Consider the following 16,343-nt stretch of genomic DNA (forward strand, 5'->3'; position numbering starts at 1 on the left):
CGAGCCGAGCCGGCGACCAACTCACGACCTGCCTTGTGGTGTCGCGATGTATCGCGTTACAGTCTCCTCCTGTTCGGCGTGCCTCCCGCGCGTCGTCGAGAGGGGGACGCCATGGCCGGATGGACGGTCGAGAGCCCACAACGGCTCACACTGGACGCTCCGGTCGTCCGCCTGGACGTTCGACTGATCAGTGGGCGGCTCAACGTGGTCGCCACCGACGGGCCGACCCGGATCGACGTGACCCAGGTCGGCCGCCGGCCGGTCCTGATCGACCACACCGACGGTCGGCTCAGCATCCGTCAGGAGCGCGGTCGGGGCTGGTCGGACGTCCTGCGCTGGTTCCGGATGATCCACCGCTATCCCCGGGTGGACGTCTCCATCGCAGTGCCCGCCGACGTCCTCGCCGATCTGGGCCTGGTCGCGGGCTCGCTGGTCGCCTCCGGCCTGCGCCGGCAGACCACCGCCAATGTCGTCGCCGGCCAGATCACCCTGATGGGGCTGCGCGGCAGCACCTCCGCGAAGCTCACCTCGGGGCCGGTGGAGGCGCTCGGCGTCCGCGGCGACCTCACAGTGGAGACGGTCTCCGGGGAGGTGATCCTCGCCGACAGCGCCGCCGACCGGGTGCGGGCACAGACCGTCTCGGGCGCGATTACCTGCGATTTGGACAACCCCCGGCGCAGCGAGATCCGGTTGACCACCATCTCGGGCAGCATCACCGTCCGGGTCCGCGCGGACAGCGACCTCGCCGTCCAGCTGAACACCGCCTCCGGCCGGATCACCAGCGGCTTTCCGCAGCTGCGCACCTCGACGTTCCCACTGCCCAGCAGCGAGGGGGTGCTCGGCGCCGGCGACGGTAAGCTCTGGGCTTCCGCGACCTCGGGGAGCATCGCCCTGCTCGCCCGAGCCGTCGACGACGATGCAGAGGAGCTGCCGTGACCGCCGTGTTCAGCCACGGGCGGCTCCGGCTCTACCTGCTCAAGCTCCTCGACGACGGCCCGAAGCACGGCTACGAGCTGATCCGCCTGCTGGAGGACCGCTTCCTCGGGCTGTACGCGCCCAGCGCCGGCACCATCTACCCCCGCCTGCAACGGCTGGAGGTCGAGGGTCTGGTCAGCCACACCGCGGCCGGCGGCCGCAAGACGTACGACATCACCGATGCCGGTCGGGCGGAGCTGCGCCAGCGGGCCGGCGAGTTGACCGCGTTGGAAACGGACATCGCGGCCTCCGTGGCGGACCTCTCCAGCCTGGCCGGCGAGATCCGCAGCGAGGTACGCGGGTCGGCACGCGACCTCAAGCGGGAGCTGAGCGAGGCCACCCGGCAGACCCGGCGGGCCCGGTGGGAGGCGCCCGCGCCGCCGCCCCGCCCGGCGGCGACCGGAGGGCCGCAGGCCGAGCTGCTCGACGAGTTGGACCAGCGGCTGGCCGCGTTCACCGCCGAGGTGGGCCGGCTGATGCGCGCCCGACAGTTCAGCGACACCCAGTTGCGCACCGCGATCCGGCTGCTCGACGGCGCCCTCGACGGGCTGCGTCGCCTGCTGCGCTGACCGGCGTCGCCGGACGGCCGGCGACTCACAGCCTTTTTCCAGGAAGCGTCCAGCGCTGGCGCAGTGAAGTCACCGATGATGGGCGCATGCCCGCTACCCAGACCGAGGCGCGACTGCTCGTCGTCGAGGACGACCCCAACATCCTCGAACTGCTCTCCGCGAGCCTGCGGTTCGCGGGCTTCGACGTGGCCACCGCGACAAGTGGAAGCGCGGCGCTCAACGCCGCCAAGGACCACCGGCCCGACCTGGTGGTGCTCGACGTGATGCTCCCCGACCTGGACGGCTTCGAGGTCATCCGGATGCTCCGCGAGGGCGGCACGCGTACCCCGGTGGTGTTCCTGACCGCCCGGGACGCCACCGACGACAAGATCCGCGGGCTGACCCTGGGCGGCGACGACTACGTCACGAAGCCGTTCAGCCTGGAGGAGCTGACCGCCCGGATCCGCGCCGTGCTGCGCCGCACCACTACCGGCGAGCAGGCCCCGTCCCGGCTCACCTTCGCCGACCTGGAGTTGGACGAGGAGACCCACGAGGTGCACCGTGCCGGCCAGCGGGTGCAGCTCTCGCCGACCGAGTTCAAGCTGCTGCGGTACCTGATGCTCAACGCCAACCGGGTGCTGTCCAAGGCGCAGATCCTCGACCACGTCTGGAACTACGACTTCCGGGGCGACGACAACATCGTCGAGTCCTACATCTCGTACCTGCGGCGCAAGGTCGACACCACCCAACCCCGGCTGATCCACACTCTTCGCGGCGTCGGCTACGTCCTGCGCAAGCCGGCGGCGTGAACGCGGTCCAGCAGGCGAAAGGGCGGGTCCGCAGCGTTCCGTTGCGGGTGAAGCTGGTCACCTCGGTGCTCGCGCTGGTCGCCGTCGCGCTTCTGGTGATCAGCTCGCTGACCGCGTACTTCCTTCGCAACTACCTCGAGGGCCAGGTCGACGGGCAGGTCCGGTCGACCGCCCAGGGCCTCGGCCAGGTGCTTCTTCTGAAGCTGCGCAGCGGTGAGGTCGGCGCGGTGCTGCCCAGCGACTACGTCGTGATCGTGGCCGACGAGCGGCGGGTGTACGACCCCCAGTACGACAAGCGCAACTTCAACCCTGAGCAGCTGCCCACGTTTCCTGCCAGCCGTAAGGACTTCGAGGCGGCGGAGGGCGAGCCACACACTGTCGTCTCACACGATCGACTCACCCGGTGGCGGGTCTACTACGCGGCTCAACCGGACGGCTCGGTGCTGGCCGTGGGTCAGCCGCTGACCGAGGTGGACCGGGCGGTGAAGCAGCTCGTCTGGATAGACCTCCTGGTCGGTGGCGCAGTGCTGATCATGCTGGCCTCGGTCGGCGCGGCGATCGTCCGGACCAGCCTCAAGCCCCTCGTCGAGATCGAACAGACCGCCGCCGCGATCGCCGGCGGTGACCTGACCCGCCGGGTGCCCGACCCGGAGGAGGGCCAGGCCGAGCCGACCTCGGAGCTGGGCCGGCTCTCCCGTGCGCTGAACGCGATGCTCACCCAGATCGAGGCGGCGTTCACCGCCCGAGCCGCGTCGGAGACCTCGGCCCGGTGGGCGGAGAGCGCCGCCCGGGATGCCGCCGCCGCCGCTCAGGCGTCCGAGGCGCGGGCCATCCGCTCCGAGGAGCGGATGCGGCAGTTCGTCGCCGACGCCTCGCACGAGCTGCGGACTCCGCTCACCACCATTCGTGGCTTCGCCGAGCTGTACCGGCAGGGTGCGGCAAGTGCGCCGGAGCAGACCGCCGGCCTGTTGCGCCGGATCGAGGACGAGGCCGCCCGGATGGGGCTGCTGGTGGAGGACCTGCTGCTGCTTGCCCGGTTGGACATGGAACGGCCGCTCTCGCTGACCCCGGTGGAGCTGCCGGTGCTCGCCTCCGACGCGGTGCAGGCGGCGCGGGCAATGGCACCGGACCGGCGGATCGAGCTGGAGATCGCGCCCGAATCCGGCCCACTCGTCGTCTCCGCCGACGACGCGCGGCTGCGGCAGGTGATCGGCAACCTGGTCACCAACGCGCTCACTCACACCCCACCAGAGGCCGAAGTTCGGGTACGGCTGCGCGCCGAACCGGGTGGTTTCGCCGTCGTGGAGGTGGCCGACACCGGCCCCGGCCTCTCGGCCGCGCAGGCGGAACGCGTTTTCGAGCGGTTCTACCGGGCCGACGCGGCCCGTACCCGACGGGCTGACGGAAACACCGGCACCGGCCTCGGCCTGGCCATCGTGGCGGCGCTGGTCGCCGCCCACCACGGCTCGGTCGAGGTGGCCGAGACGCCCGGCGGCGGGGCCACCTTCCGGGTTCGGCTGCCGCTGCTGCCGCAGGTCGACGGAGCGGGCGAGTGACTTTCAGCCAACTTCCAGGACGGTTCCAGGTTGATTGCAGTGCCGGGGGAGAAGGTAGTGCCATGACCGAGTTCGAGTCCGACCCGCAGCGCCGGCCGGCCCCCACCGACGCCGAGCCGTCGCACCCCACCGCCGAGCTGCCGCGCGACGAGCGCGTGCAGTCCGACTCCCCGACCACTCCCGTACCGGTCGTCTCGACCGGCGGCGACCCAACGGTCGCCGCCCCCACCGGTGACGCCGAGGCCACCGCCGTCACCCCGGCCGGGTACACCGGCTCCTCCGCGCCCGCCGGCCCGCCGGCCGCCGCTCAGCCGACCGGGTACGAGCCGTCGACCGGCTACGAGCGCCCGGCCGCCACCCCTTCCGCGCCGCCGTACCCGGTCTCCGGTCACCCGGCGCCCGGCCAGCCCGGCTACCCACAGCCGGCCGCCGGCCACTACCCAGGTGCTCCCTGGTACCCGGGCCAGCAGTCCGGCTGGGCCGGCGGGGGCCAGCCGGGGATGCCGTACGCCCAGCACCAGCAGCACCCCGGGCAGCACGCCCAGCACCCCGGACAGCACCCGGGCCAGCCGGTCCCGCCGTGGGGCCCGCAGGTCGCGCCGCCCGGCAGCGGCCCTCGGCCGGGTCGGATCGCCAAGTTCGCCGGTGCCGGTGTCGCGGTGTTCGCCCTGATGCTCGGTTCCGGTGTTGCCGGTGGGGCGCTCGCGCTCGCCCTCGACGGCGACGGCGGTGGCATCACCCGCACCTACTCCGCGGCTCCCGTGATCAATGGCGCCGACCTGCCGAAGATCGCCGCGTCGGTGCAGGACAGCGTCGTCTCGATCACCACCGACAGCGGTGAGGGCTCCGGAGTGGTGCTCAGCGCCGACGGGTACGTGCTGACCAACAACCACGTGGTCGCGTCCGCCGCGGGCGACGCCGTGCGGGTGGTCTTCGCCGACGGCAAGACCGCCGACGCGAAGATCATCGGCACCGACCCGAAGACCGACCTGGCCGTCGTGAAGGCCAACGGGGTGAGCGACCTCAAGCCGGCCAAGTTCGGCGACAGCGACGCCATGCAGGTCGGCGACCAGGTGCTCGCCCTGGGCAGCCCGCTCGGTCTGCAGGGTTCGGTGACCTCGGGCATCCTCAGCGCCCGGGACCGCACCATCCGGGCCGGTGAGGGGCAGCCGCAGGACCCGACCCAGCAGCAGAGCCAGCCGGTCAGCTCCATCTCCGGCCTGCTCCAGACGGACGCGCCGATCAACCCCGGCAACTCCGGTGGTGCGCTGGTCAACACCCGGGGTGAGGTGATCGGCGTCAACACCGCCATCGCGACCTCCGGGCAGAGCACCGGCAACATCGGTGTCGGGTTCGCCATCCCCAGCAACAAGGCCAAGGACGTCGCGGGCAAGCTCCAGCGGGGCGAGAAGGTCAGCCACCCGTCCCTCGGAGTCGGCGTCAACCAGGCCGAGGGCGGCGGCGCCCTCGTCGCGTCGGTCACCCCGGGCAGCCCGGCGGAGAAGGCCGGCCTCCAGCGCGGCGACGTAGTCACCCGGTTCGGCGACAAGCCCGTCAACGACTCGGACGACCTGGTTGGCGCGGTGCAGGCCGGCAAGGTCGGCGACCGGGTCGAGGTGCAGTTCAAGCGCAACGGTGTCGAGAAGTCGGCGACCGTGACGCTCGCCGAAACGTCCTGACCAGTTATCTGAACCTGCTTCCTCCCTCCGGCGGCGGGTGGCGGGCCGAGGGGGTCGGCTCCGTCACCCGCCGCTTCTTTCCGCCCGGACGGCGGTTCACCCGGATCGGGTGAACCGCCGTCACCCGTCCGCCCGGCAGGTTCGGAGGGCGACGACCGGAACCGGGGGTGGGGTGCCATGACCGAGATGGTGGGTGTCCGCGACGACCAGCGGATCCAACGCGACGTTCTGGCCGAGCTGGCCTGGGACGCCCGGCTGCAACCGAACGAGATCGGGGTGACAGTCGACCAGGGCGTGGTCACCCTGACCGGATTCGTGGACGGTGCCGCCCGCGGCTGGGCCGCGACGCGGTGCGCACAGCGGGTTCGCGGCGTACGGGCGGTGGCCGACGAGATGGAGGTGCGGCTTCCCGGCACCCCGGGGCGTACCGACGCCGAGGTCGCCAACGCCGCCACCCGCGCCTTGGAGTGGGACAGCTTCGTGCCCGCCGAACGGCTGGACGTGACAGTGGCCAACGGCTGGCTGATGCTGCGCGGTGAGGTCGAGTTCGGGTGGCAGCGGCGGGCCGCCGAGGGCGAGGTGCGCCGGCTCGACGGCGTACGGGGGATCACCAACCTGATCGAGGTACGACCCGCGGCGCCACCGGCTGCCGAGCGGTTGCGGCGGGACGTCCAGCGGGCGCTGCTGCGCACGCTCGGCGGCGAGCGGGTGACCGTCGAGGTGGACGGCGACACGCTGGTCCTCGCCGGCGTGGTCCGTTCCTGGTGGGAACGCGATCAGGTTGAGCGGGTGGCGTGGTCCGCGCCCGGGGTGCGGGTGGTCCACGACCAACTCCTGGTGGGCGGGTGATCGTCCGCCATGTCCGGTTTACCCGGGACGCCATCGGGAAACCGCCGCCGACCGGCGGTGCCGCCGCACCGGGGGAGCAACGGGGAGGACTCGTGGCCGTGAACCACCCGCCTGCGGGCCGCCCTGAGGAGCGGTCGCTGCGCATCGCGATGGTGGTTCCGCCGTGGTTGTCCGTACCGCCGCCCGGCTACGGCGGCCTTGAACAGGTCGTCGCCGCCCTGGTGGACGCACTCTGCGGGCAGGGGCACTCGGTGACCCTGTTCGGCGCCGGAGGTGACCACGGCACGGCGGCCGACGGCTTCGTCTCCACGGTGGCCGAGGTCCAGTACGAGCGGCTCGGAGAGTCACTGCCCGAGCTGGCACATCTGGCCCGGGTGAATCGGCTGATCAGCCCGGCCGACTTCGACGTGATCCACGACCACACCACGATCGGTCCGCTGGTCGCCGGCCGCCGGGCCGTGCCGACGGTCGCGACCGTGCACGGCAACCCCGTGGGGGAGTACGGCGACGTGCTGAGCGACATCGACGCGGGCGTCGCACTGGTGGCCATCTCGCACGCCCAGCGCCGGCTGAACCCGAACCTGCCCTGGGCCGGCACGGTGCACAACGCGCTCGACATCCGCGGCTTCCCGCGCAAGCACACGCCCGGCGCGGGGCCGGTGCTGTGGCTGGCCCGGTTCAGCCCGGACAAGGGCCCGGACACCGCCATCCGGGCGTGCCGGGCGGCCGGACTGCCCCTGCTGTTGGCCGGCAAGTGCAACGAGCCGGCCGAGCGCCGCTACTACGAGCAGGTCGTCGCGCCGATGGTCGACGACGACGTGACAGTCGTGCTCAACGCGGACCGCGCGACGACGCTGCGGATGCTTGTCGACGCGCGCTGCCTGATCATGCCCATCCAGTGGGACGAGCCGTTCGGCATGGTGATGCTGGAGGCGATGGCCACCGGCACGCCGGTGGTCGCGCTCAACCGAGGTGCGGTGCCGGAGCTGGTGCGGCCGGGGCTGACCGGGCTCGTCGTCGAACGGTCGGAAGAGCTACCCGCGGCGTTGCTCGCGGCGGAGCGACTCGACCCGGAGGACTGCGTGGCGCACGTCGCGCGGAACTTCTCGGTCGAGCGGATGGCGAGCGGCTACGCGGAGGTCTATCAGCGCTTCGCCCTCGGCCGGCACGACGTCCGTGAACCGGCCCGGGTGCCGGTGCGCTGACCCACCGGTCTCCGCCGGGTCAGGCTCCGGTCGCGCCCAGCTCGGCGATGGCGGCGTCGAGCCGAGAGGCGTACGCCGGGCTGATGCCGCCCTCACCGAGACGGACGGCGACCTTCGCGCGCAGCCGGGCCACCGGCGGCGCCAGCTCTTCGCGGCCGGAGCTGACCGCCACGGTCAGGTTGCGCAGCTCGTTTCGCAGGTCGAGGGCCACATCGTCGCGGATCTCCCCGGCGCTCAGGCCGGCACCGATCAACCCATCGACCCGGTTCGCGACCTCGGTCAGGGTGCCCGGGTTCGAGGTGGGCGCCCCGGTGGTCGGCTTCGTCGTCGGCGCCGCGGTCGGCGGGGTCGACGTGATCGGCGCGGACGACTCGGGGGCCGGCGGGTCGGTTGACGGGGCCGTCACCGGCCCGGCGGAGGGCTGCGCCCGGCGGGTCGGCTGCTGTTCGGGCAGCAGGGCCACCCCGGCCAGCGTCACCCCGACGGCCAGCACCAGCAGCAACACCAGCCGCCGCCGCGACCAGCCGGACCCGGTCGCCGGCTCGTCCAGGCCGGAGGAGGTCCCGCCGTCCGAGGTGTCTGGATCCAGTCGTGCCGCCGCCGAAGGGCTGGACGCCGCGACGACGGGCGACTGTGGTGGCAGGGGCTGGGTGGGCACCCGGATGGTCGCCGTCGGGGGCTCGGCGGGCAGCGAGTGGTCGCGGAGCGCGGTGGCGACCTGCCGGGCGGTCGGCCGATCGGCCGGGTTCCGGGCGAGGCTGCGCAGGCAGATCTGGGCCACCGGTGCGGGCAGGTCCGGTAGGTCGGCCAGCGTCGGCGGCGGACCACTGGCCAAGGCTGCGCTGAGCTGCTCCCAGGTGTCCGCCGGATACGGGACCCGGCCGGTGAGCGCCTCGTGCAGCAGCACGCCGAGGGAGTAGACGTCGGTGGACGGTTGGGCCGGCGCGCCGTCGAGGCGTTCCGGGGCGACGTACGCCGGGGTGCCGAAGGTCTCGCCGTCCTCGTCCTCGTCGGGCGCGCCGATCCGGGTGGCGATGCCGAAGTCGAGGACCTTGACGCCCGTCCCGGTCATCATCACGTTGGCCGGGGTGATGTCCCGGTGCACGATGCCGAGCCGGTGCGCGGCGGCCAACGCGTCCGCCACCTGCGCGCCCACCTGGACCGCCTCGGTCCACGGCAACGGCCCCTCGGTGAGCCGCAGCTTCAACTCCTCGCCGCTGAGCAGCTCCATCACCACGAACGAGGTGATCGAGCCGTCCGGGTCGACCGTCTCGCCGTAGTCGTGCACGGAGGTCAGGTGCGGGTGCACCAACTGGGCGGCAGCCCGTGCCTCCTCGCGCACCATGCCCCGGAACCGTGCGTCGGCGGCGAGTGACGGGGCGAGCACCTTCAGCGCGACCACCCGGTCCAGTACCTCGTCCCGGGCACGCCAGATGACCGACATGCCGCCGGCGCCGATCTGGTCCAGAAGTCGGTATCTGCGAGCCAGCAATCGGCCCGGATGCAGTGCTGCCTTCACGGATCGCACCTGCCTCAGGGGTGGGAGCGGTATCAGGTTGCGCGAATGCGTCCTGCCTGTCAACGCCGTCGCCACCAGCCGTCGACGGACGGTGCCTGCCGTGCGCTGACCGCCGGTCGACAGCGGCCCACCGGTCGGCGGCGGGCCCGTGCCAGGATGAGAGACATGGCGGGGGGACCGGTGGCGTTCGTGCTCGGCGGCGGGGGAGTGCTCGGCGCGGTCGAGGTCGGCATGTTGCGTGCCCTGTTCCGGGCCGGCATCCAACCCGACATGGTCCTCGGCACCTCGATCGGCGCGGTCAACGGCGCGCTGGTCGCCGCCGATCCGTCCGAGGCGGTGACCGACCGGCTGGTCCGGCTCTGGGCCTCACCGGAGGCGAGCGAGGTGTACGGCGACTCGGTCGCCCGGCAACTTCGCCGCTTCGCCGCCCGCACCCACCTGCACTCGCCCCGGCCGCTGCGCCGCCTGCTCGAGAACGAGCTGGGGGTGGACACCACCTTCGCCGACCTGCGGGTGCCGTTCCGGTGCTGCGCCGCCCACATCGAGCGGGCCGCCGAGCACTGGTTCGACAGCGGTCCGGTGGTGCCGGCGGTGATGGCGTCCGCCTCGGTGCCGGGCCTGCTCCCGCCGATGGAGATCGACGGCGCGCACTACGTGGACGGCGGCATCGTCAACTCCATCCCGATCGGCGAGGCGGTGGCCGTCGGTGCCCGCCGGATCTACGTCCTCCAGGTGGGTCGGATCGAACGGGAGCTGACCCCGCCCCGTCGGCCGTGGGAGATCGCGCAGGTCGCGTTCGAGATCTCCCGCCGGCACCGCTTCTTCCGGGAGCTGGCGGCGCTGCCGGAGGGGGTGGAGGTGCACGTCCTGCCGACCGGCGGGCTCAACCCCCGCGACGACACACCGTGGGCGTACCGGGACATGGCGGCGGTGGGACGGCGGATCAGCCGCGCGTACACCGCCTCCCGGCGTTACCTCGCCACCCACCAGGAGCGTTGATGCCGCTGCCTCCGCGGTGGCTGCGTCGGCTGCTGATCGCCCCCGCCGTCGTGCTGCTCGCCTTCCTCGTGGTCACCACGTTGCCGATCTGGGCGCTGCTCGCCGCAGCCGCGTCCCCGCTGGTCCCGGACCGGTTGCGCCCGCTGCGACTGCTCTGGATCGGCTGCTTCTACCTGGTCTGGGACGCCGCCGCGCTGCTCGCGCTCTTCCTGCTCTGGGTCGTCTCCGGCTTCGGCTGGCGGACCCGGTCGCCGGCCTTCCAGCGCGCGCACTACGTGCTGGCCGGCTGGTTCCTGCGGGTGCTGTTCTGGCAGGCACATTGGACACTGCGGTTGCGCATCGACGTCGTGGGCACCGACCCGGACACCGCGCTGCCCGGCCGGCCCGAGCTGGTGCTCTGTCGGCACGCCGGGCCGGGCGACTCGTTCATCCTGATCCACGGGCTGGTCAACTGGTTCCACCGGGAGCCACGGATCGTCCTCAAGGACAGCCTCCAGTGGGATCCGGCGATCGACGTGCTGCTCAACCGGCTGCCCAACCGGTTCATCGCGCCGACCCCGGAGCGTGGCGAGGAGACGGTACGCCAGGTCGGGCACCTCGCCACCGGCCTGGACGACAACGACGCGTTCGTGATCTTCCCCGAGGGCGGCAACTTCACCCCCCGGCGACGGCTGCGCGCCATCGCCCGGCTGCGCTCCCTCGGCCTGGAAAGGATGGCCCTGCGCGCCGAGCGGATGCGCCACGTGCTCGCCCCGCAGCCCGGTGGGATGCTCGCCGCGCTGGACGCCGCACCGGACGCCGGGGTCATCTTCGTCGCCCACACCGGGCTGGACCGGATGCTGACCGTCGCCGACGTGTGGCGGGAACTGCCGATGGACAAGCGGATCGTGATGCGGTTCTGGTCCGTGCCGCCGGAGGACGTACCGACCGGACGGCAGCAACGCATCGACTGGCTCTTCGATTGGTGGGCGCAGATTGATGCCTGGATCGCCGCTAATCGGTAGATGTCCGCGTAGGGTGCGGGCGTGGACGAGATCTGCGTGGTGACAACGGTGGTGGATGCGCGTTCGGTCGCCGACGTGCTGGCGGCTGCGGCCGTCGCCGGCAGGCTCGCCGCCTGCGCCCAGGTGGGTGGTCAGGTGGACAGCACCTACTGGTGGCGGTCCGGGATGGAGACGAGCACCGAGTGGTCGGTGCAGTTCAAGACCGCACCGGATCGGCTCACCGCGTTGCTGGACCAGATCCGGGTCAGCCACCCGTACGAGGTGCCGGAGATCCTGGTGTCCAGGGTGGAGAGCGGCAACCCCGACTACGCCACCTGGGTGTACGAGCACACCCGATCCTGAGTACGCGCACTCTGGGTCGCACGCCGGTCGGTTGTCGATGATGACCCGGTGGACGACACCCGTTACCCCTGCCCCGCCTGCGGTGCGCCGGCCGATCTGAGCGCCGGTTGCTCCGGCTGCCGGCGTGCGCCCGACCCGATCGCCGCTGAGGTGGTTCGGCTGAGCCGGGAGGTCGCCGAGCTTGAGCCGCAGGTGGAGCGGGCTCGCCGCGCGTACACCGAGCTGGCCGGACGGCTGTCGACCGTGTCCGGGCGGCGGGCCGAACTGGCCGCGGTCGTCCGCGCAGGGTTGGCGGCCTCGGTCGTGGCGGGCCCGGCGCCTGTCGTCGGCCCGACGCCGTTCATCGGCCCGGGTCCCGGCGTCGCGACGGATACGCGGCCGGGTGCGGCGGAGACCTCGACCCGGACGGTCCAAGGTCTGCTCTTCGTCCTCGGTGGACTCCTGCTGGGCACCGCGGCGGTGGTGTTCACAGCGGTCGCCTGGGCGGCGGTGGGGGTCGCCGGGCGGGCGTTGATCCTGGTGGCGTTCACAGCGCTCGCGCTGGGCGTACCGCTGCTGGCGGTCCGCCGAGGGCTGCGCGGTACGGCGGAGACGTTCGCCGCGGTGGGGTTGCTGCTGGTGGTGCTGGACGGCTACGCGGCCTGGTCGGTGGACCTGGCCGGCGTGACCGGCTGGCCGGGCAGCCGGTACGCCGCGCTGGTCGGGGGGGCCAGCGCGGCGGTCGCCGTGGCGTACGGCCGGTGGAGCGGGTTGACGGGGCCCTGGTTCGCCGCCCTGGTGGCCGCTCAGCCGGTGTTGCCGCTGCTCGCCGCCGAGGCCGGGCTGGGTGCGGCGGGGTGGGCGTTGGTACTGCTCGGGGTGGCGTCGCTGAACCTGGCGGTGCTGGTCGCGCTGCGTGGCCGGGGAGGGGCGGCGCAGCTCGTCGGCCGGGTCCTGGCCGGCGCCGGTCACGTCGGCGCGCTGCTGGGCGCCTGTGCGTGCGCGGTGGTGCCGCTGGTCGGTGGGCGGGCGGGGGGCTCGCCACTGCTGGCCGGGGTGCCGCTCTTGCTGGTCGCGCTGACCGGGTTCGGTGCGGCCTGGCTCGTCGGGGGGCGGGCGCTGCGGGCGGTGGCGGCCGGGCTGCTGGTACCGGTGCTCGCCGCCGCCCTGCTGCGTCCGGTGGCGGAGCTGCGGCCGTCAGTGCTGCTGCTCGCGGCGGCGACGGTGGCGCTCGGGATGGCCGCCGCCGTGCGGCTCCTGCCGGCTGTGGCGGCGGTGGACGGTGGCGGCGGTTGGCGGACCGGCCCGCGGGCCGGCGCGCTGTTCGTCGCGGCGGGCACGGCGCAGGTCACCGTGTTGATCACCATTGGGCTGGCGGTCGCCGCCGTCGGCCGGTCGCTGCCGCCCTGGGGCGGGGCTGGGACAGGGCCGGACCTACGCTGGGGTTGGCAGCTGGCACCCGCGGTGGCGCTGGCGATCGGCGCGACGGCGCTCCTGCTGCCTCGTGGCGCGCGGGCGGTGCTCGCCACGGCCGGCGCGGTGGCGGTGCTGTTCGCCGTACCCGCCGGCTGGTCGGCCTCCTGGCCTCAGGTGGTGGCCGTCGACCTGGTCGGTGGGGTCGCGCTGCTGCTCGCCGTGCTGGCCCGACCGATTGCCACACCGGTCGCCCTGCGCACCCGTGCCCTCGGCGGTGCCGTCCTGCTCGGGCACGGGCTGCTGGTCGCCCTGGCCGCCCCGACCGGTGCCCTGGTGGCGCTCGGCGTACTCGCCGTGGTCGGGCTGGCACTGGCCGTCCGACGGGGGGCCGGCGCGTACCGGGAGGTGGCCGGTGTGGGTCTGCTGGTCGGGCAGCTCGCGCTGCCCGGGATCGCGGCGGTGGCGATGTTCGCTGCGGGCGGGCCGCCGTGGTGGCAGGCCCGGCTCGCGCTGGCCGTCGCCGGGCTGTCGCTGGTCGCGGCGCTCGCGGCCCGCCGCCACCGGGTGGAGCTGATCGGGTACGCGGTGATCGGCGCCGTCGCCGCGGTGACCGTGCCCGGCCTCGCGCCGCTGGTCGGGGCGGGTGACGAGCCGCTCGTGCTGTACGCGGCGCTGGCTGCGCTGGGTGTCGCGTTCGTCGTCTACCTGCTGCCGTCGGCGAGCGCCGCCGACCAGTCGGCCCTCGGGGACCGGCCGGCGGCCGACGGGCGCGAGTCGGCCCGGTCGGCGCTGTTGCTGGCGGCCGGCGGAACGCTGGCGGTGGTCGCCGTCCTGGCGGCCCTGCCGACGGTGCTGACCGCGATCGGGTCGCCCTACGGCGGCTGGAACCGGGTGTGGTCGGGGGTGCCCACTGTCGTCGCCGACCCGTCGGTGCTCCCGGTCGGGTTCGCGCTGGTCGTGTTGGCGCTGGCCGGCGCGCTGGCCGGTCGGCGGGTCGGCCGGCCGGTGCCGCCCGCGCTGCCGTTCGTCGCGGCGGCGCTGCCGGTGCTGCTCATCGCGATCGGCGCACCGTGGCCGGTGCTGCCGGCCGCCGTTCTGCTCGCCGGCCTGGCGGCGCTGCTGTTCACCGCGCTGGCGGCGGCCCGCCCGGCGCTCGCACCGGTCGCCGTGCCGGTGGGCGTGGTGCTGGTGGCCTCCGGTGTGCTCGGTCTGCTGGCCACCCGCGCCGGGACGCTCGCGGCCGAGGGGGCGCTGCTGGTGGCGGCGGTCGCGGTCGCCGCCGGGGCGCGCCGGTTCGAGGTACGGGTCGCCGGTTGTCTCGCCGCCGTGGGCGCGGCGTCCGCGTTGGCGGTGACCGCCCCGCTCGCCGCTGGGCTGCCGTTGCGGGCTGCCACGTACCCGCTGTTGGCGGTGGCCGCGTTGGTGCTTGCCGCCGCGGCGGTCATCCCGGCGCGGGTCCGGCTGGGACGGGTGCTGGACGCCACCGCGCAGGCTGTGGCGCTGGTGGCGGCGGTGCTCGCCGTCGAGGCGGCGCGGCAGCTCGCCACCGTCTGCGTGCTCTGGGGCGTCGCAGTGGCGCTGCGACTGCTGCGCCGGGGCGAACCGGCCGGTCGGCGGTGGACGTTTGCCGGGATCGCCGCCGGCAGCGAGTTGCTCGGGGCCTGCGTGCTGCTCGCCGCCGGTGGGGTGACAGTACTGGAGGCGTACACCCTGCCGGCCGCGGCGCTCGCCGTCGGAGCGGGTCTGTTGGCGCTGCGCACCCGGCCGGGGCTGACCAGCTGGCCGGCCCTCGGCCCGGGGCTGGTCGCGGCGTTGCTGCCCAGCCTCGTGTCGGTGCTGGCCGGGGCGGACCCGCAGCCGTGGCGGCGACTGCTCCTCGGCGCGGCGGCGACCGGCGCGGTGCTGGCCGGCGCGACCCGCCGCTGGCAGGCGCCGGTGCTGCTCGGCGGCGGGGCGCTGACGCTGTTGGCGCTGCACGAGCTGGCCCGGGGGTGGGATCTGCTGCCCCGGTGGATCTACCTGGGAGTCGGCGGGCTGGCGCTGGTCGGGCTCGCCGCAACGTACGAGCGGCGGCGACGTGACCTGGCTCGACTGCGCGCCGCGGTGGGTCGACTGAGCTGAGTCGAACCAATGGGGGGTAGGGCCTGCCCTACCCCCCATTCGGGGGTTGTCGGGTTTACTCACCGCTAGTGCGATCGGGAGACTTGACATTAAGCCCGAACCACCCCGGTACGGGCGCAAGCGGAACGGGAGCAGCGATGGCGCTCGGAGCGGTGGCGGAACCGCCGGTACGACGGCGAGGTAGTGACTACGCACAGTTGTCCCGACGGATCAGCCAGGCGGGCCTGCTGGAGCGGCGGCCCGGCTGGTATGTCACCCGCATCGTGCTCACCCTCGGTGCGTTCGTGGCCGGCTGGGTGGCCGTGTTCCTGCTCGGTGACTCCTGGTGGCAGCTTCCGCTCGCGGCCCTGATGGCCGTGGCCACCACCCAGGTCGCGTTCCTCGGTCACGATGCCGGGCACCGCCAGATGTTCCGTCGGCGTGGCCCCAGCGAGGTGGTGGGGCTGTTCGCCGGCAACGTGGCGGTGGGGATCAGCTACGGCTGGTGGGTCGACAAGCACAACCGGCACCACGCCAACCCGAACCACGAGGACGAGGACCCGGACGTCGGCGCGGGGGCCCTGGTGTGGACGCCCGAGCAGGCGTTGGAGACCCGGGGGTTCGGCCGTTGGATGGCTCAGCGGCAGGCGTACTTCTTCTTCCCGATGCTGCTGCTTGAGGGTCTGAGCCTGCACGTGGCGAGCATCAAGGCGATCGTCGGCCGGGAGGACGGCAAGTACGCCGTCCCGATGCGGCACCGGGCGGTCGAGGCGGCGTTGCTCGTCGCGCACACCGCCGCCTACGTGGCGCTGCTGTTGGCGGTCATGTCCCCGGTCAAGGCGCTGCTCTTCGCCGTCGTGCACCAGGCGCTGTGGGGCCTCTACATGGGCTGCGCGTTCGCGCCGAACCACAAGGGCATGCCGATGCCGACCGCCGAGGACGAGCTGGACTTCCTGCGTAAGCAGGTGCTGACCTCCCGCAACGTGCGCGGCAGCCGGCTGGTGGACACCACGCTCGGCGGTCTTAACTACCAGATCGAACACCACCTCTTCCCGAACATGCCGCGCGCCAACCTGCGCCGGGCCCAGCCGATCGTGCGGGCCTACTGCGTCGAGCAGGGCATCCCGTACGCCGAGACCGGGCTGGTCGAGTCGTACCGGCAGGCGCTCGGTCACCTGCACGAGGTGGGGCGGCCACTGCGCAGCTGAACAGCACGGCCGCTGCGCGGCTGACGCGATACTGATTGGCGGGGCGGCATCTGATGATGCCGCCCCGCCGTCGCGTTTCTGGCCGGCACCGCCGGCAGGAGACCCTGGGCTCGAGGGAGCGCGTCCGGTCAGCCAGCCGTCCCACCGGTAGGGTC

General features: G+C 73.4%; 13 protein-coding genes. 12 read left to right on the forward strand and 1 reads right to left on the reverse strand.

Annotated features, from left to right (window positions below):
- Positions 1-111 precede the first annotated feature (111 nt).
- The 7 genes from FB453_RS09910 to FB453_RS09940 all read left to right on the forward strand — a co-directional run bounded on the left by FB453_RS09910 (position 112) and on the right by FB453_RS09940 (position 7,621).
- Positions 112-936 carry a DUF4097 family beta strand repeat-containing protein gene (locus FB453_RS09910; protein ID WP_145789325.1) on the forward strand — a complete coding sequence of 275 codons (825 nt, stop codon included), beginning with the start codon at positions 112-114 and terminating at the stop codon, positions 934-936.
- Entirely contained in the window at positions 933-1,544 is a 612-nt protein-coding gene (locus FB453_RS09915; RefSeq protein WP_145789327.1) for a PadR family transcriptional regulator, read from the forward strand. Before FB453_RS09910 ends, FB453_RS09915 begins: the two co-directional genes overlap by 4 nt.
- Before the next feature lie 86 nt (positions 1,545-1,630).
- Positions 1,631-2,332, forward strand: coding sequence for a response regulator transcription factor (locus tag FB453_RS09920; RefSeq protein ID WP_030336721.1), 702 nt, complete (start codon positions 1,631-1,633; stop codon positions 2,330-2,332).
- The gene (locus FB453_RS09925; protein WP_145789329.1) at positions 2,329-3,888 is read left to right on the forward strand and encodes a sensor histidine kinase; all 1,560 of its coding nucleotides are present in this window, start codon (positions 2,329-2,331) and stop codon (positions 3,886-3,888) included. The genes FB453_RS09920 and FB453_RS09925 overlap by 4 nt, the downstream gene beginning before the upstream one ends.
- A gap of 62 nt (positions 3,889-3,950) precedes the next feature.
- The gene (locus FB453_RS09930; protein ID WP_145789332.1) at positions 3,951-5,567 is read left to right on the forward strand and encodes a trypsin-like peptidase domain-containing protein; all 1,617 of its coding nucleotides are present in this window, start codon (positions 3,951-3,953) and stop codon (positions 5,565-5,567) included.
- A 177-nt stretch (positions 5,568-5,744) separates the two neighbouring features.
- Positions 5,745-6,416 (forward strand): BON domain-containing protein, encoded by a 672-nt coding sequence (locus FB453_RS09935; protein ID WP_167457766.1) that lies wholly within the window; start codon positions 5,745-5,747, stop codon positions 6,414-6,416.
- A gap of 149 nt (positions 6,417-6,565) precedes the next feature.
- Complete coding sequence (locus FB453_RS09940; RefSeq protein ID WP_145789672.1) at positions 6,566-7,621, forward strand: glycosyltransferase family 4 protein; 1,056 nt, start codon at positions 6,566-6,568, stop codon at positions 7,619-7,621.
- A gap of 19 nt (positions 7,622-7,640) precedes the next feature.
- Here the strand turns inward: FB453_RS09940 and FB453_RS09945 are convergent, their stop codons facing one another.
- Complete coding sequence (locus FB453_RS09945; protein WP_145789334.1) at positions 7,641-9,140, reverse strand: serine/threonine protein kinase; 1,500 nt, start codon at positions 9,138-9,140, stop codon at positions 7,641-7,643.
- A gap of 165 nt (positions 9,141-9,305) precedes the next feature.
- Here FB453_RS09945 and FB453_RS09950 point away from each other — a divergent pair, with 165 nt between their 5' ends.
- The 5 genes from FB453_RS09950 (at position 9,306) to FB453_RS09970 (ending at position 16,188) form a co-directional block, all read left to right on the forward strand.
- Positions 9,306-10,139 carry a patatin-like phospholipase family protein gene (locus tag FB453_RS09950; RefSeq protein WP_145789337.1) on the forward strand — a complete coding sequence of 278 codons (834 nt, stop codon included), beginning with the start codon at positions 9,306-9,308 and terminating at the stop codon, positions 10,137-10,139.
- A complete protein-coding gene (locus FB453_RS09955; RefSeq protein ID WP_145789339.1) occupies positions 10,139-11,143 on the forward strand; it encodes a 1-acyl-sn-glycerol-3-phosphate acyltransferase in 1,005 nt (334 codons plus the stop codon). The genes FB453_RS09950 and FB453_RS09955 overlap by 1 nt, the downstream gene beginning before the upstream one ends.
- A gap of 21 nt (positions 11,144-11,164) precedes the next feature.
- Positions 11,165-11,485: a divalent-cation tolerance protein CutA gene (cutA, locus tag FB453_RS09960; protein WP_091406014.1), complete on the forward strand. Its 321-nt coding sequence runs from the start codon at positions 11,165-11,167 to the stop codon at positions 11,483-11,485.
- Positions 11,486-11,533: 48 nt separating this feature from the next.
- Positions 11,534-15,001 (forward strand): SCO7613 C-terminal domain-containing membrane protein, encoded by a 3,468-nt coding sequence (locus tag FB453_RS09965; protein ID WP_145789341.1) that lies wholly within the window; start codon positions 11,534-11,536, stop codon positions 14,999-15,001.
- 137 nt (positions 15,002-15,138) lie between these two features.
- The gene (locus FB453_RS09970; RefSeq protein ID WP_145789343.1) at positions 15,139-16,188 is read left to right on the forward strand and encodes an acyl-CoA desaturase; all 1,050 of its coding nucleotides are present in this window, start codon (positions 15,139-15,141) and stop codon (positions 16,186-16,188) included.
- Positions 16,189-16,343 lie beyond the last annotated feature (155 nt).

The organism is Micromonospora sp. CNZ322 (assembly GCF_007827755.1).

What these genes read in the sequence shown, in the direction of transcription:
- FB453_RS09950 (WP_145789337.1), top strand. Translation starts at nt 9,306, where the DNA reads ATGGCGGGGGGACCGGTGGCGTTCGTGCTCGGCGGCGGGGGAGTGCTC.
- FB453_RS09955 (WP_145789339.1), top strand. Translation starts at nt 10,139, where the DNA reads ATGCCGCTGCCTCCGCGGTGGCTGCGTCGGCTGCTGATCGCCCCCGCC.
- FB453_RS09970 (WP_145789343.1), top strand. Translation starts at nt 15,139, where the DNA reads ATGGCGCTCGGAGCGGTGGCGGAACCGCCGGTACGACGGCGAGGTAGT.
- FB453_RS09930 (WP_145789332.1), top strand. Translation starts at nt 3,951, where the DNA reads ATGACCGAGTTCGAGTCCGACCCGCAGCGCCGGCCGGCCCCCACCGAC.
- FB453_RS09935 (WP_167457766.1), top strand. Translation starts at nt 5,745, where the DNA reads ATGACCGAGATGGTGGGTGTCCGCGACGACCAGCGGATCCAACGCGAC.
- FB453_RS09920 (WP_030336721.1), top strand. Translation starts at nt 1,631, where the DNA reads ATGCCCGCTACCCAGACCGAGGCGCGACTGCTCGTCGTCGAGGACGAC.
- FB453_RS09940 (WP_145789672.1), top strand. Translation starts at nt 6,566, where the DNA reads ATGGTGGTTCCGCCGTGGTTGTCCGTACCGCCGCCCGGCTACGGCGGC.
- FB453_RS09910 (WP_145789325.1), top strand. Translation starts at nt 112, where the DNA reads ATGGCCGGATGGACGGTCGAGAGCCCACAACGGCTCACACTGGACGCT.